General features: G+C 74.0%; 13 protein-coding genes. 2 read left to right on the forward strand and 11 right to left on the reverse strand.

The features are described from left to right. Positions 1–726 (reverse strand): FGGY family carbohydrate kinase (locus Q7T15_RS09870; RefSeq protein ID WP_304695787.1); only part of this gene is annotated, 726 nt, incomplete at its 3' end. A gap of 78 nt (positions 727–804) precedes the next feature. After that, the gene (gene xylA, locus Q7T15_RS09875) at positions 805–1,995 is read right to left on the reverse strand and encodes a xylose isomerase (RefSeq protein ID WP_304695789.1); all 1,191 of its coding nucleotides are present in this window, start codon (positions 1,993–1,995) and stop codon (positions 805–807) included. A gap of 92 nt (positions 1,996–2,087) precedes the next feature. On the opposite strand from xylA, the gene Q7T15_RS09880 reads away from it, so the two are divergent. Together Q7T15_RS09880 and Q7T15_RS09885 are read left to right on the forward strand one after the other, a co-directional pair. Next, positions 2,088–3,320, forward strand: coding sequence for an ROK family transcriptional regulator (locus tag Q7T15_RS09880; protein ID WP_304695791.1), 1,233 nt, complete (start codon positions 2,088–2,090; stop codon positions 3,318–3,320). A 23-nt stretch (positions 3,321–3,343) separates the two neighbouring features. Beyond that, positions 3,344–4,357: a LacI family DNA-binding transcriptional regulator gene (locus tag Q7T15_RS09885; RefSeq protein ID WP_304695793.1), complete on the forward strand. Its 1,014-nt coding sequence runs from the start codon at positions 3,344–3,346 to the stop codon at positions 4,355–4,357. 12 nt (positions 4,358–4,369) lie between these two features. Here Q7T15_RS09885 and Q7T15_RS09890 read toward each other — a convergent pair whose 3' ends face one another. The 9 genes from Q7T15_RS09890 to Q7T15_RS09930 all read right to left on the reverse strand — a co-directional run bounded on the left by Q7T15_RS09890 (position 4,370) and on the right by Q7T15_RS09930 (position 15,484). Further along, entirely contained in the window at positions 4,370–5,623 is a 1,254-nt protein-coding gene (locus tag Q7T15_RS09890; RefSeq protein ID WP_304695795.1) for an endo-1,4-beta-xylanase, read from the reverse strand. Next, complete coding sequence (locus Q7T15_RS09895; protein WP_304695797.1) at positions 5,620–8,007, reverse strand: glycoside hydrolase family 3 N-terminal domain-containing protein; 2,388 nt, start codon at positions 8,005–8,007, stop codon at positions 5,620–5,622. The genes Q7T15_RS09890 and Q7T15_RS09895 overlap by 4 nt, the downstream gene beginning before the upstream one ends. Beyond that, on the reverse strand, positions 8,004–8,918 hold the full coding sequence (locus Q7T15_RS09900; RefSeq protein ID WP_370689138.1) for a carbohydrate ABC transporter permease: 915 nt from the start codon (positions 8,916–8,918) through the stop codon (positions 8,004–8,006). The genes Q7T15_RS09895 and Q7T15_RS09900 overlap by 4 nt, the downstream gene beginning before the upstream one ends. Further along, a complete protein-coding gene (locus Q7T15_RS09905; RefSeq protein WP_304695801.1) occupies positions 8,915–9,901 on the reverse strand; it encodes a carbohydrate ABC transporter permease in 987 nt (328 codons plus the stop codon). The genes Q7T15_RS09900 and Q7T15_RS09905 overlap by 4 nt, the downstream gene beginning before the upstream one ends. Positions 9,902–9,905: 4 nt before the next feature. Beyond that, positions 9,906–11,225 carry an ABC transporter substrate-binding protein gene (locus tag Q7T15_RS09910; RefSeq protein ID WP_304695803.1) on the reverse strand — a complete coding sequence of 440 codons (1,320 nt, stop codon included), beginning with the start codon at positions 11,223–11,225 and terminating at the stop codon, positions 9,906–9,908. A gap of 164 nt (positions 11,226–11,389) precedes the next feature. Continuing rightward, positions 11,390–12,235, reverse strand: coding sequence for an aldo/keto reductase (locus Q7T15_RS09915; RefSeq protein ID WP_304695805.1), 846 nt, complete (start codon positions 12,233–12,235; stop codon positions 11,390–11,392). A 131-nt stretch (positions 12,236–12,366) separates the two neighbouring features. Further along, the gene (locus Q7T15_RS09920) at positions 12,367–13,035 is read right to left on the reverse strand and encodes a glycosyltransferase family 2 protein (protein ID WP_304695806.1); all 669 of its coding nucleotides are present in this window, start codon (positions 13,033–13,035) and stop codon (positions 12,367–12,369) included. Then, positions 13,032–14,429, reverse strand: a complete 1,398-nt coding sequence (locus Q7T15_RS09925) for a bifunctional PIG-L family deacetylase/class I SAM-dependent methyltransferase (RefSeq protein ID WP_304695808.1) — start codon at positions 14,427–14,429, stop codon at positions 13,032–13,034. Before Q7T15_RS09925 ends, Q7T15_RS09920 begins: the two co-directional genes overlap by 4 nt. Continuing rightward, positions 14,423–15,484: an acyl-CoA dehydrogenase gene (locus tag Q7T15_RS09930; protein ID WP_304695810.1), complete on the reverse strand. Its 1,062-nt coding sequence runs from the start codon at positions 15,482–15,484 to the stop codon at positions 14,423–14,425. The genes Q7T15_RS09925 and Q7T15_RS09930 overlap by 7 nt, the downstream gene beginning before the upstream one ends. Between the last annotated feature and the right edge of the window lie 29 nt (positions 15,485–15,513).

Genomic DNA, 15,513 nt, shown 5'->3' on the forward strand with positions numbered 1-15,513 from the left:
GGCGGCGTTGTCGCCCGCGCCGGCTCCGATCGGGATGCCCGCAGCGAGCCCCACGGCGCCCGTCGCGCCGGCCGCCTCGAGCGGCTCGAGCACGCGCGGCACCCGCACGCGGCGGCCGAGCGCGCGCTCGAGCAGCTCGAGGTCGTACTGCCCGGTGGTGGGCGACCAGTACGCGGTGCCGCTCGCGTCCGACCGATCGCTCGTGAGGGCATCGAGGTCGGGGTCGAGCGGGGTCTCGCCGGCGGGCCCGTAGCCGCGCAGCCGCCACGTGAGCCAGTCGTGCGGGAGGCAGACGGCGGCGAGGCGGCCAGCGTTCTCGGGCTCGTGGTCGCGCAGCCAGCGCAGCTTCGTCGCGGTGAACGAGGCGACGGGGACGACGCCGGTGCGGCGCGCGTACTCGTCGGCGCCGACCTCGTCGACGAGCGCGGCGGCCGCGCACGCCGAGCGGGTGTCGTTCCAGAGGAGGGCGTCGCGGACCACCCGGCCGTCGGCGTCGAGGGCGACCATGCCGTGCTGCTGGCCCGCGACCGCGATGGCGGCGACGTCGTCGAGACCGCCGGCGTCCGCGATCGCGGCGAGGAGGGCATCCCACCACGCCCTCGGGTCGACGGAGGTGCCGTCGGGGTGCGGCGCGCGGCCCTCGCGGACGATCGCGCCCGTCTCGGCGTCGACGACGACGACCTTGCAGCTCTGCGTCGACGAGTCGACTCCGGCGACGAGGGTCATGGCGGCTCCTGGGAGGTTCGGCCGAGGCGCGCGGCGAAACGGCGTCGCGCGCCCCGGCCGGTCTGGTGGCGGGTGGGGCTAGCGGGCGCCCATGAGGTGCTCGGTCGCGAGCTGCTGCAGGCGCACGAAGCCGAAGCCGTGACCGTCGAAGTACGCGCCGGAATCGAACTGCTCGAAGGCGGTCGCGTCGTCGAGCAGGTCGCGGATGCTCTCGCCCTCGCCGAGCGTCGGCTGCGACAGCTCGGCGACGCGGGCCGCCGCGAGGGCCTCCTGCACCTCCGGGTCGGCGCGGAACGCCGCCGCGCGCTCCTTGAGCAGGAGGTAGGTGCGCATGTTGGCCTTCGCGCTCTCCCACACCCCGGTCTCGTCCTCGGTGCGGCTCGGCTTGTAGTCGAAGTGGCGCGGGCCGTCGTAGGCGCTGCCGCCGCCGGGGCCGCCGTTCTCGAGCAGGTCGACGAGCGAGAACGCGTTGTGGAGGTCGCCGTGGCCGAAGACGAGATCCTGGTCGTACTTGATGCCGCGCTGGCCGTTGAGGTCGATGTGGAAGAGCTTGCCCGCCTCGAGCGCCTGCGCGATGCCGGCGGTGAAGTTGAGGCCCGCCATCTGCTCGTGCCCGACCTCGGGGTTGAGGCCGACGAGCTCGGGGTGCTCGAGCGTCTCGATGAACGCCATCGCGTGACCGAGGGTCGGCAGCAGGATGTCGCCGCGCGGCTCGTTCGGCTTGGGCTCGATCGCGAAGCGGATGCCGTAGCCCTGCTCGGTGACGTACTGCGTGAGGAGGTTGACGGCCTCGCGGTAGCGCTCGATCGCGGCGCCGACGTTCTTGGCCGAGTCGTACTCGGCGCCCTCGCGCCCGCCCCACATGACGAAGGTGTGCGCGCCGAGCTCGGCGGCGAGGTCGAGGTTGCGCAGCACCTTGCGCAGCGCGAAGCGGCGCACGGCGCGGTCGTTGGAGGTGAACCCGCCGTCCTTGAACACCGGCGCGCTGAAGAGGTTCGTCGTGATCATCGGGACCTTCAGGCCCGTCGATGCGGTCGCGGCGATGAGGCGGTCGATCTGCGTGCGGCGCTCGGCGTCGCTCGAGCCGAAGGCGAAGAGGTCGTCGTCGTGGAGGGTGAGGCCGTAGGCGCCGAGCTCGGTGAGCTTCTCGACGACGTGCACGACGTCGAGGGGTGCGCGGGTCGGCCCGCCGAAGGGATCGGCGCCGTTGTACCCGACGGTCCAGAGGCCGAAGGTGAACTTGTCGGCGGGGGTGGGCGTCGTTGCCATGGGGTGTCTCCTCGAGGCGCGCGGCGATGCGCGCGTGATTTGTTGGTTCGCACAACGTATCATGGGCGCGGCGGACACGCCAGACTGGACGCATGGCGACGAGAAGGCCCACGACGATGGACGCAGGAGTGGTGCGGAGGCGCAATCTCTCCGCGGTGCTCGAACTCGTCCACCTGCGCCGCGGCGTCACGCGCGCCGACCTCACGCGCGCCCTCGGCCTCAACCGATCGACGATCGGCGACCTCGTCGCGGTCCTCGCCGAGCACGGCTGGGTCGACGAGCGCGACGACGCCCCTCGGTCGGGCGTCGGTCGCCCGAGCCCCCGGGTCGTGGCACGGGATGCCCGGCTCGTGGCCGCGATCAACCCCGAGCTCGACGTCATCGACGTCGCGCTCGTCTCGCTCGGCGGCGCGATCGTCGCCCGGCGCCGGGTGCCCCTCTCGGAGCCGCCGACGGTCGCCGCGACCGTCGAGATCTCCGCCCGTACCGTCGCCGAGCTCGCCGCCCAGCACCCGGAGAGCACCGTGGTGGCCGCGGGCGTCGCGGTGCCGGGGCTCGTGCGGAACGAGGACGGCCTCGTGCGGCTCGCGCCGCGACTGGGATGGCGGGAGGAGCCGCTCGCGGCTCCGCTCGCGGCTGCCCTGGGCATCCCCGTCGCCGCCGCGAACGACGCGCACCTCGGCAGCCGCGCCGAGCAGTCCTTCGGCGCCGGGCAGGGAGCCCGCACGATGCTCTACCTCAACGGCGGCCCGAGCGGCATCGGCGGCGGCCTCGTCGTCGACGGCCGTCCCATGGACGGCGCGGCCGGCTACGCGGGCGAGCTCGGGCACGCGAGCGTCGACCCGAACGGGCCGCTCTGCGCGTGCGGCGCGATCGGGTGCCTCGAGGCGCTCGTGCCGCGCGCGGCCCTCGCGTCGGCGGTCGGGCTCGAGCACCCCGACGACGACACGCTCGAGAGCGCGCTGCTCACCGCGATCGTCGCGGAGGACGCGGGCGGGCCCGTGCACGAGGAGGTCGCGCGGCAGCTGCGGTGGCTCGCGATCGCGCTCCGCGGCGCCGTCAACCTGCTCAACCCCGAGCGGATCGTGCTCGGCGGCCACCTCGCGGCGCTGTGGCGCGCGGCGGATCGCGACCAGCGGGCATCCCTTCTCGGCCAGGCGCTGCCGGTCAACGCGGCCGACGCGACGGTCGAGGTCGCGGCGCTCGGCGGGCAGCGGCTGCTCATCGGGGCCGCCGAGCTCGCGTGGGACGGCCTCATCGCCGACCCGCTCGGCGCGGGCGAGAGCGAGTCGGCGCGCGTCGACGCGGTGCCCGTCGCGCCGTAACTTTCGCCGCTAGGCTTCGAAACATGTCGACCGAAGCGCGCGTGACCCTCTCCGACGTCGCCGTCGAGGCGGGCGTGTCGCTCGCGACGATCTCGAAGGTGCTGAACGGGCGGCCGGACGTGTCGGCCGCGACCCGCGCCCGCGTCGAGGAGCTCCTCGCCCGCCACGGCTACCAGCGCCGCAGCGGCCCGACCACGGCGAAGCCCGAGCTGCTCGAGCTCGTCTTCCACGAGCTCGACCGCATCTGGTCGATGGAGCTCATCGACGGCGTCGAGTCGGTCGCGAAGGAGCACGGCCTGAGCGTCGTGCTGACCGTCACGGGCGACCGGCACTCCCCCGGCAGCGAGTGGCTCGAGGGCGTGCTGCGGCGACGGCCCGCGGGCGTCATCCTCGTGTTCTCCGACCTTCCCCCCGCGCTGCGCGAGCGGCTGCGGTCGCGCGCGATCCCCTTCGCGATCGTCGACCCCGCCGGCGACCCCTCGCCCGACGTGCCCTCGGTCGGCTCGGCGAACTGGTCGGGCGGGCTCGCCGCGACGCGCCACCTCATCGAGCTCGGGCACACGCGCATCTCCGCGATCACGGGCCCCGCCGACATGATGTGCTCGCTCGCGCGCCTCGACGGCTACCGCTCGGCGATGAACTCGGCCGGGCTGTCGATCGACCCCGCCTGGGTGCGCTTCGGCGACTTCCACGTCGAGGGCGGGCGCGCCGAGGCGATGCGCCTGCTCGACCGGCCCGACCGGCCGACCGCGATCTTCGCCGGGAGCGACCTGCAGGCGCTCGGCACGCTCGAGGCGGCGCGCGCGCTCGGGCTCCGCGTTCCGGAGGACCTCTCGATCGTCGGCTACGACGACATCCCGCTCAGCCGCTGGGTGAGCCCTCGCCTGACGACCGTGCACCAGCCGCTGCGCCAGATGGGCGTCGAGGCCGCGCGGCTCGTGCTCGCGGTCGCGGCGGGCGGGCCGATCGCGACCCAGCGCATGGACCTCGCGACGAGCCTCGTGGTGCGCGACTCGACGGCGCCGCCGCGCTCGTAGCGGCCGGGGCGGCTAGGAGCGCGCGAGCTCGACGACGTGCGCCGACGAGCCTGCGGTCACGGCGACCTCGGCGCGAGCATCCGCCGCCTGCACCGCGTAGTCGCCCGCGAAGCCGGAGACGCGCACGCGACCCTCGCCGTCGGTGCGCAGCGTCGTCGGGGGCAGCCACCACTGATCGCGCACGAGCGACCGCAGCCGGTCGAACGAGGGCTTGCGCGACCCGTCGGCGCGCACGAGGCCGACCGGGGCGCCGAGCCAGGCTCCGCGGTCGGTGATGCCCCAGTAGGTGACCGAGGCGACGGCGGGGTGGCCCACGAGCATGCGGTAGTGCTGCTCGAGCTCCTCGGCCTGGCGCGCCTCGCCCTCGGGCGTCGACGGCCACGACTCCGGCTGGAAGTCGTTGAGGTCGACGATGTCGGGCGGCATGAGGTCGCCCGAGACGATCGTCGTCTCGGTGAAGTGCACGGGCAGGCCGAAGCGCCCGAAGCGGTCGGCGAGCTCGAGCAGCTGCGCGCCGCGGAAGCCCTGGTGCATGTGCGTCTGCACGCCGATGCCGTCGAGCCGCACGCCCGCCTCGAGCACGCCCTCGATGAGCCGCTCGTAGTCGGCCGAGAGGTCGAAGTCGTTGAGCAGCAGGCGCACCCCCGGGTCGGCGGCGCGCGCCTCGTCGACGGCGAGCCGCACCATCTCGACGCGGCCGAGGTGGCGGGCGAGGCGCGAGATCGCGTTCGGCACGCCGTCGGGCTCGTTGTCGAAGTCGGGCATGATGACGACCTCGTTGATGGCGTCCCACTCGTCGATGAGGCCCGCGAAGTCGCCCGCCTCGCGGCGCACGCGAGCCCGCACGATCGCCTCGATCTCGGCGTCGGGCAGCGCGTCGAGCCAGCGCGCCTTGACGGTGTGCCAGACGAGCGGGTGGCCCTTGACGCGCACTCCGCGGTCGCGGAACCACCGGGCCGCGCCCTGCAGCGACGCGGTGCGCGGATGCCCGCGCTCGGGCTCGAACTCGCCCCAGTAGAACGGCAGAACGGCGAGGGTGAAGAGCTCGAGCCAGTCGGCGGCGAGCGCGCTCTCGTCGGCCGCGCCGTTCGCGTGGTCGATGAGGTCGAAGCCGATGCAGCCGAATGCGAAGGCGTGCCGCACCTGCTCGACGACGACCTCGCGGTCGGCGAGGGGGCGGCCTGCGGGGTCGAGCAGCGTCAGCTCGACCTCGCCGCGCCGGTGCGCGAGCGCGTCGGTCGCGCCCCGCGCGAGCGCGTCGCTCACGCGCCCGCCAGCACCTGGAAGCGCGCGTGCACGGCCCGGTCGGCGCCGAGCTCGCGAGTCGCGCCGGTCACCTCGACGCGGTGCACGAGCGGGATGTCGGCGCTCGACCGCCCGAACCCGAGCTCGATCGCGCCGGGCTCGACGATGCGGCGGCCGTCGCGGCCGGTGAAGCCGGCGAGGTCGACGGGCACGGTCGCGACGACGCGCGCGCTCGATCCGGCGGGGACGACGACGCGCTGGTAGCCGATGAGCCGCTGCACGGGCCGCACGACCGACGCGACGGGATCGTGCAGGTACAGCTGCACGACCTCGACGGCGTCGCGCTCGCCCGTGTTGACGAGGCGCAGCGAGAGCACGACCTCGCCGTCGGTCGTGGCCCTGGTGTCGGGGCTCTCGAGGTCGGTCCACGTGGCCGAGCCGTACCCGAGCCCGTGCCCGAACGGGAAGGCCGCGGTCGGGTCGATGTTCGAGACCCCGCTCCTCCTCGCGAGCGGCGCCGCGAGGTAGGTCGACGGCTGAACGCCGCGATGGGCGGGGATGCTCACCGGCAGTCGACCGGACGGCTCGACGCGCCCGCTCAGCACGCCCGCGATCGCGGCCGACCCCTCCTCGCCGGGGAAGAACGCCTGCACGATCGCCGCGGCCCGCGTCGCCGCGGAGCCGAGCGCGTACGGCCGGCCCGTGAGGAGCACGAGCACGACGGGCGTTCCCGTGTCGAGCACGGCGTCGAGCAGCTGCTGCTGCGCGCCGGGCAGCGCGAGGTCGTCGGCGTCGCAGCCCTCGCCGCTCGTGCCGCGGCCGAAGAGCCCGGCGCGGTCGCCGAGCACGACGAGCGCGACGTCGGACTCGCGAGCGGCCGCGACGGCGGCCGCGAAGCCCTCGGTCGAGCCGTCGTCGATGCCGGTGCCGGGGGCGTGCGCGACGGTCGCGTGCGCGAATTCGGCGCGCACGGCATCCAGGACCGTGTCGATGTCGATGCCGAGCTCGACGCCCGGATGCTGCGAGACGACGTGCGTCGGGAAGGAGTAGCAGCCGAGCATCGCGTAGCGCTCGTCGGCGTTCGGGCCGATGACGGCGATGCGCGAGGACGCAGCGCCGGTCGGGGCGAGCGGAAGGACGCCGTCGTTGCGGACGAGGACCACCGAGCGCTCGGCGAGCTCGCGCGCGAGGGCGCGGTTCTCAGGCGGGTCGAGGTCGATCGTGCCGCGCACGGCGTCGAGGTCGAGGTCGACGCCGCGCAGGGCGGGCGGAATCGCGTCCCACTCGTCGTCGAGGAGGCCGAGCTCGAGCTTCTGCGCGAGCACGCGGCGCAGGGCCGTGTCGATGAGCGCCTCGTCGATCGCGCCCTCGTCGACGGCGCGGCGCAGCGGCTCGCCGAAGGTCTTCACGGTCGGCAGCTCGACGTCGATGCCCGCGGCGAGCGCCGCCCCCGCCGCCTCGGCCCACGAGCCGGCGGTGCCGTGCAGGAGCTTGAGGAAGGCGATCGCGAAGTAGTCGGCGACGACCGTGCCCGTGAAGCCCCACTCGTCGCGCAGGAGCTCGGTCAGGAGGGTGCGGTCGGCGGCGCTCGGCACCCCGTCGAGATCGGTGTACGAGTTCATGACGCTGCGTGCGCCTCCCTCGCGGATCGCCATCTCGAACGGCGGCAGGAGGACGTCGGCGAGCTCGCGCGCGCCGATCGAGACGGGCGCGAGGTTGCGGCCGGCGCGCGAGGCCGAGTACCCGACGAAGTGCTTGAGGGTCGCGACGACGCCGGAGGCCTCGAGGCCGCGCACGTAGGCGCTGCCGACGGTCGCGACGAGGTACGGGTCCTCGCCGATGGTCTCCTCCACGCGGCCCCAGCGGGCATCGCGGACGACGTCGAGCACGGGCGCGAGGCCCTGGTGCACGCCGACCGAGCGCATGTCGGCGCCGATGCGCGCGGCCATGCGCTCGACGAGCTCGGGGTCGAAGCTCGCACCCCACGACAGCGGCACGGGGTACGCGGTCGCGCCCCAGGCGGCGAAGCCCGCGAGGCACTCCTCGTGGGCCACGGCCGGGATGCGGAAGCGGCTCTGCGCAGTGATGCGTCTCTGGGTCGTGAGGAGCGAGAGGGCGCCGACCCCGGCATCCACCGGAGCCGTGCCGAAGGGCCGCGTCAGCTGCCCGAGGCCCTCGGGCAGGATCTCGTCGAGATCGATCGCGTCGTCGAGGTCGTGCTGGTGCGGGGCGACGTCGCCGCCGTCGGCACCCGCCCCGACCCACACGCCGTAGAGCTGCGCGATCTTCTCAGGGAGCGTCATCGCAGCGACGAGGGCGTCGACGCGCTGCTCGGCGGGCAGGCCGCGATCGCGCCAGGGGGCGGGGCCGTCGGTCGAGACGGCGGGGGCGGTGTGGATGGTCATCCCTTGACGGCTCCTGTCAGGCCGCCGACGATGCGGCGCTGGGCGAGGGTGAAGAACAGCAGCGCGGGCAGCATCGCGATCGAGGTGAAGGCGAGCACCCCCGCGGTGTCCTGCGAGTAGGCGGTCGAGAAGTACTGCACGCCGACCGGCAGCGTGGCCGTGGCGGGGTTGCCGAGGAGGAGCAGCGGCAGGAGGTAGGCGTTCCAGCTCGCGACGAAGGCGAGCACGCCGACCGTGATGAGGCCCGGCCACGACAGGGGCAGCAGCACGCGCCAGAAGAACGTGAAGCGGCCGGCGCCGTCGATGAGCGCGGCATCCTCGAGCTCGGCCGGGATCGCCCGGAGGAACGGGACGAGGATGATGATCGTCGTCGGCAGGGCGAAGGCGATCTGCGGGCCGATGACGGCGAGCAGGTTCCCGAGCAGGCCGAACGAGCGCAGCATCGTGAAGAGCGGCAGCACCGCGACGGTGAGCGGGAAGAGCAGCCCGGCCGTGAAGAGCGAGAACAGGAACGTGCGCCCGACGAACTCGTAGCGGGCGATCACGAACGCCGCCATGACGCCGAGCAGGACGACGCCCGCGGTCGTCGCGACGGCGACGATCGTCGAGTTGGCGAACTGGGTCCAGAAGTTCGGATCCTGGAAGACCGCGCCGTACTTGTCGAAGACCCACGGGTCGGGGAATCCGCCCGGGTCGCGGTTGATCTGCGCCGTCGTGCGGAACCCGCCAAGGATCACGTAGATCACCGGCGCGACGGTGATGCCGCAGATGACGAGCGCGATGATGTAGGCGACGGGCGTGCCCCAGCGGCCACCGGGGCGGTGCGGGGGGCGGGGGGCGGATGCCCGGCGGGACGTCGCTCGGTCGGCCCCGGCCGTGCGGGCGGGTGCGGTCGTGGTGGCCACGGTCAGCCCCTCGTGATGGCGCCGCGGAGATCGCGGCGGAGGACGATGCGCTGGTAGACCAGCGCGATGACGAGCGAGACGACGAAGAGGATGACGGCGACGGCGCTGCCGTAGCCGACCTGCGAGCGGCCGTTGCCGTACTCGACCATGTAGGTCGCCATCGTCTCGGTGGCGTTGAGCGGGCCGCCTCCCGTGAGGATCCAGACCATGTCGAACAGCTGCAGCGAGCCGATGACCGACAGGAAGGCCCAGATGCGGATGGTCGGGCCGAGCAGCGGGAGCGTGATGTAGCGCTGCGTCTGCCACCAGGTCGCGCCGTCGATCGAGGCCGCCTCGGAGAGCTCCTCCGGTACGCCCTGGAGCCCGGCGAGCATGAGGATGATCGCGAAGCCGAGGTACTTCCAGGTGATGACGGCGAAGAGGGTCCAGAAGGCGACGGACGGGTCGGCGAGCCAGAGCGGCTTCTCGCCCGACCAGCCGATCGCCGTGAGCGCGGAGTCGACGGGGCCGCCCGGCGGGAGCATGAGCCGGAAGGCGAGACCGGCGACGACCTCGCTCAGCACGTACGGCACGAAGATGAGGGTGCGGATGAGCGCGCGGCCGCGGAGGTTGCGGTTCAGCAGCAGCGCGATGCCGATCGCGAGGGGGCCCTGGATGACGAGCGAGAGCCCGACGATCGCGAAGTTGTTGCCCATCGCGCCGAGGAAGATCGGATCCTGCAGGGCGCGGGCGTAGTTGTCGACGCCGATGAAGCGGTCGAGGGCGCCGAGGCCGTTCCAGTTGAAGAAGCTGTAGACGGCGGCGAGCGCCACGGGCACGAGCACAAACGTCGTGTAGACGAGGAGCGCGGGGAGGGCGAAGGCCCAGATGAGGAGAGCGCCGCCGGAGCGCTGACGGCGCCGGCGCGCGGGGGCGGAGGAGCGGGGCGGGGTGGGCGCCGGGCCCGCGGCGGAGACCGCGGGCCCGGCGTTGATCGTGGAGAGGGACATGGGATTACAGCGTCGCCGCGGCGTTCCTCATGTTGTCGACGATGCTATCGGGCGAGCCCTGGCCGCCGAAGAGCGAGACGATGCCCTCGTTCATGGCGCCGCCGACGGTGGGGCCGTAGGCGGTGTCGAGCCACAGCTGCACGTAGCTCGACGACTGGAGCCCGGCGAGCACCTGCTGCAGGTTGACGTCGGCGATGCCGACCTCGGAGCCCGGCATGACCGGGATGCCGGCGCCGATCTCACCGAAGCGGGTCTGCACCTCGACGCTCGTGATGTAGTTCAGCAGGTCGGTGCACTCCGGCGGCGACCATGCCGAGCACGAGAATCCGTCGCCGCCGCCGAGGGCCGCGGTCGGGTCGCCCTGCGCGCCGTCGATGGCCGGGAAGTTGAACCAGCCGAGGAACTCCGGCGGGGTCGCGTTCTCGTCGCCCGACTCCTCCTGGAGGATGCCGCCCATGACGCCCGGGTTCCAGTGGCCCATGAGCTCCATGGCCGCGGCGCCCGTGGCGAGCTGGCCCGCCGAGCTGCCCGCGCCCTGCTGGGCGCTCGTGGCGAGGAAGCCCTCGTTGAACGGGTCGGAGCCGATGAACTCCTCGAGCAGCTCGCCCGCCTCGAGGAAGCACGCGTCGTCGAAGACGTAGTCGACCTGCGCCTGCTGGAGGACCTCCGGCGAGCACGACTTGAGCGCGAAGTGGTACCAGTAGTGCGCGGCCGGCCAGCCGTCGCCCGCGCCGACGGCGATGGGCGTGATGTTCGCTGCCTTGAGCGCCTCGATGGCCTCGTAGAGGTCGTCGAGTGTCTCGGGAGTGCCCTCGATGCCCGCCTGCTCGAACAGCTCGGTGTTGTACCAGAAGCCGGAGATACCGAAGTTGAACGGCAGGCCGTAGGTGGCGCCGTCGTACTGCCACGGGGCGACGACGCCGCCGAGGGCGTCGACCTGCTCGGCCACGTCCGCGCTGATGTCCTTGACGAAGCCGGCCTCGACCTGGGCGGCGAGCTCGCCCGCGCCCCACTGCTGGTAGAGGTCGAGCCCGCTGCCGGTGCGCAGCTGGTTCGGGATCAGCGTGCGCTGGAGCTCTTCGTTCTGGTAGGCGGTGACCTCGACGTTGACGCCCGGGTTGGCGTCCTCGAACTCCTCCGCGACGTCCTCCCAGAAGCCGAGGAGGGGCTCGCCCGTGCCGTTGTGCCACCAGGTGAGGGTGACCTCGTCACCGCTCCCGGATCCGCCGGTTCCGTTCTCCGCCGGCGCGCAGGCGGCGAGGGCGCCGACCGTGATGCCGGTCAGAGCGATCGCGGTCAGGCGCCGCGCTGCTCGTCTGTTCATCGTTGAACCTCTCGAAAGTTTCGACTTCTACGTCGAAAGTGTGTGGACGGTCTGAATATACGTCGACCCGGGATTGTGGTCAAGCACAACATATTTCGACGCGGTAACGATGGCGCGCTCGAGGGGGCCGACCGCGATCGACCTCGGCGAGAAGGGAGGAGCGGCTAGAGCCCGACCCCGCGCGAGCGCAGGTCCTCCGCGAACGCGCGGCGGAGGTCGTCGTCGACGTCGTGCGTCGACGCGGCGATCGAGTCGAGCACAGACTCCACACGCGTCGAGCCGATCACGGGCCACGCGCCGGGCATCGCGTCGAGCATCGCGGCGAGCGCCGCGCGGTGCACTGAGGTGCCGCGAGCGGTCGCGACGGCGGCGACGCGCGGCACGCGGGTCGCGAGCGGCTCGGCCTTGGGCCCTCCGAACGGCGCGTACGCGAGGAAGGGGATGCCCGCCTCGACGCAGTAGCGGTACTCGGTCGCCCCGTCGACGCCGAAGCCGAATCGGTTCTCGACCGCGTCGATCTCGGTGATCGCTCGCGCGCGGTCGAGCAGCTCGACCGAGGCGTTCGAGAGTCCGATCGCCTCGACGACGCCCTCGTCGCGCAGCGCCGCGAGCTCGCGCACCGAGGCGTCGATGTCGTCGACGCGGTCGGCGCGGTGCAGCAGCAGCAGCGACGGCGGCGCGGCGAGCACCTCACGGCTGCGCAGCGCATCGGCGCGCAGGCGATCGGGCGACCCGTCGACATCCCACGCCGCCCGCGCGACGCGGAAGTGGCCGGCCTTCGTGATGATCGGGATGCCCGGCGACTGCGCGCGCGCCGCCTGCGCGATGCGCTCCCCCGCGGCATCGTCGTCGACCGTGGCGTAGGCGCGCGCCGTGTCGATCGCGAGGACTCCGGCGTCGACGGCCGCGCGCACGACCGCGAGCGCACCGTCGATGGTCGCGCCCTCCTTGAGCACGAGGGAGGCGACGCCGAGGACGACGCCGCGGGGCGGGAGCGCGAATCGCGTCATCGCGCGCCGCCGGTGCTGGCGCGGCCGCATCGACGCGTCGTCGTGATCATGACTCCACCGTAGGCCTCGGACGGGCATCGCGTCGCCCCCGCGCGCGAGGCTCATGCGCGCGGGGACCGCGCGCGCGAGGCTCAGCCCGCGAGCTCGGCCTCGATGCGGCGCAGGTGGCCCGCGTACCCGCCGGCCGTCCGGCCTTCGAACCGCGCGGAGGTCTCGACCTCGCACGCGTCGGTCGCGACCTCGGCGACGCCGAGCGCGCGCAGCCGGGCGACGAGGTCGACGTCCTCGTGCTCGTCGAGCCCCGCGAAGCCGCCCGCCGCACGGTACGCCGCCGCCGAGACCCCGAGGTTCGCGCCGTGCACGTGCCCGTTCGGGAAGCCACGGTGGTGGGTCGCCCGCCAATGGGCGACGTGGGCGGGCGAGAGCTCCGCGAAGCGCGGTCGCACGGTGCCGATCATGAGCGCGCGGCCCTCGCGGTGCAGCCGCCACTGCTCGGCGAGCCAGTTCTCGGGCACGGTCGAGTCGGCGTCGGTGCAGGAGATCCACTCGACGCCGCGGGCGAGCACGGCCGCGACGCCCCGCGCTCGCGCCAGGCCGACGCCGACGGGCGCGAGCTCGACGACCTCGACCCCGGCGAACCCGCGCGCGACGGCGGCGGTCGCGTCCGAGCATCCGTCTGCCACGACGACGACCACGACGGGAACCGCCACGAGCGCGGACGCCCGCGCGATCGAGGCGAGGCACTCGCCGATCAGATCCTCCTCGTCGCGGGCGGGGACGACGACGCCGATGCCGCTCATGCGAGCCCCTCGCGCTCGGCGACCGACCGGCCGTCGTGCGCGAACACCTCGAGCACGAAGTCGCGCTCGACGTGGCTCACGATGCGCTCGAGCGACGACCGCGCGAGGCGCGCGTGCACGTCGTCGCCCCGCAGCGGGTAGTCGGCGACGGGATGCCGCCAGTGGCAGGCGACGAGCGCTCCGTCCGGGTGCAGGGCCGCCTCGATCGCGGGCACGAGACGGTCGAGGGCGTCGAGATCGGCGTAGTAGCCGACCTCGGAGAGCACGATGAGGTCGAACTCGCCGTCGGGGAGGGCGCGGAGCGCGTCGTGCTGCTCGATGCGGACGGTGGCGGACGAGGACCGGGTGCCGGCCGCGGCGGCGAGGCGTTCACGCGCGAGGCCGACGGCCTCCTCGGCGATGTCGACCGCGAGCAGGGCGTCGCACCGCTCGGCGAGGCGCTCGGTCAGCAGCCCGATCGAGCAGCCGATCTCGAGCGCCGAGGAGTACCGCTCGGCGGGCAGCGCGGCCATGGTCGCGTCGCGCTTGCGCTGCTCGTACCAGCGCGAGGCGAGCCGCCACGGGTCGTCGCGGCGGGCGTAGAGGTCGTCGAAGTACGCGGCGTCGATCGCGGCGGCGGGTTCGGCGGCAGGCGGTGCGGCCTCCTCCACGACGAACAGCTCGACCGCGCCGCGGAAGTTCTCGAGGAAGCGCTCGTGCAGCATCGGCTCCTCCCCTGCGTGCTGCGAGGAGTGCGCGTCGATCGCGGCCGACTTGCGTCGGGCGTCGATCGCGAGGGAGCGCATCGACTCCCATGGCACGGCGTCGTGATCGGGGTCGGCCCAGTGGCGCATCCAGATCGGATAGGCGAGCAGGGTCAGGCGGTCGGCGTCGCGCGCGACGAGGTCGCGCACGATCTCGCCGACGACCCGATGGTCGCGGTGGCCGTCGCCGACCCAGGGCGCGGCGACGAGGATGCGGCCGGGTGCCCCGGCCGTCCCGCCGTCAGGCGCGGGTGCGGTCACGGGCCCGAGCACCGCCTCGAGCGCTGTCGCGATCCCGTCGCGGTGCTGGCGCGTCCCGCCGTCGGGGAAACCGAGCAGCACGGGCGCCGCCGTCATGCCGAGCAGGTCGAGCGCGACGAGCAGCTCCCCCGCCCGCCGGCGCCCGATGCGCGGGTCGTCGGGGTGCGACCCGGCGCCGTCGGTCACGACGACGACCGTCACGGGCAGGCCGCGCTCGGCGCACGCCGCGATGAGCCCGCCGGCGCCGAGCGTCTCATCGTCGGGGTGCGCGGCGACGACGACGAGAGCGGTCGCGCCGTCGAGGTCGAGGGGCGGACGATCGTGAGTCCGGGCATCCGCCGCCCACACACCCGCGCTCGTGCCGGGGGCCGCCGCATCGAAGGTCACCATGGCGCCTCGCTCGCGGTGAGGGCCTCGCCGAGGGAGGCGAGGTCGCGCTCGGCGTGGTGCTGCCGCACGTAGAGCTGGAGGTCGGCGACGCGCTTGGCGTGCTCGGCGTCGAGGGCGAGCGGCGCGGGCCCGAGCGCGCGAGCGGTGCGGGCGAGAACGTCGTCGCACGTGCGGGCGACGGTCGCGCGCACGCGCTTGGCGAGGATGCGCGCCGTCGCGCGGTCGGCACCTGGGGCGCGGCGGGCGGCGTCGGCGAAGACGAGCCGGGCGGCCTCAAGCTGCTCGTCGATCGCGCCGAGGTGGGCCAGCGCGTGCGGGTCGGAGCGCTCGACGAGCGCGGCGTGCAGCGTGCGGGCGAGGCCGACGGCCCCGCCGAACCAGCACGCGGCGACGCCCATGCCGCCGATCGCGAAGCCGGGCCGCTGCAGGTACCAGCCGTCGGCGCCGACGGGTTCGGCCGCGACCTCGGTGAAGCGCACGGGCCCGCTCGGGATCTCGCTCAGACCCCGCGCCGCCCACGCCCCCTCGTCGACCGCGACGCCGGGGGCGCGCAGGTCGACGGCGAAGAGGCGGCGGGTTCCGGCGTCGTCGACGTGGGCGGTCACGAGAGCGCGATCGAGGATGCCCGCGAGCGAGCACCACGGCTTCACTCCGTCGAGCCGCCAGCCGTCGCCGACGGGCCGCGCGCGCAGGGGCTCGTCGCCGCCCTCGGCCGCGAAGACGCCCCAGACGGCTGCGCGGTCGGGGTCGTGGGGGCCGGCATCGTCCGTCGCGGCCGCTTCGGCCAGGATGCCCAGCGCATCGAGATGCGGCTCGACGACCCGAGCCGCGCCAAGGTCGACGGCCGCGAGCGTCGCGAGCGCCTCCCACCGGTCGAGCAGCGCCTCGGCAACGGGCTCGCGCGCAGCCGAGCGCTCGACTGCCTCGAGCTCGAGCACCCCGAGGTCACGTGCCGTGGCGAGCGCGTCGGGCACCATCCGCGGGGCCAGCCGCTCCACGAGCATCGCGCGCGGCCCCGCGCCGGCGGCGGGGTCGGAGGTCAGACGGACGCGCATTCCCCGACGCTAGCCAAGGCCGCGGGGCC

The sequence above is a fragment of the Microcella sp. genome (assembly GCF_030645145.1).
Classification (GTDB): domain Bacteria; phylum Actinomycetota; class Actinomycetes; order Actinomycetales; family Microbacteriaceae; genus Microcella.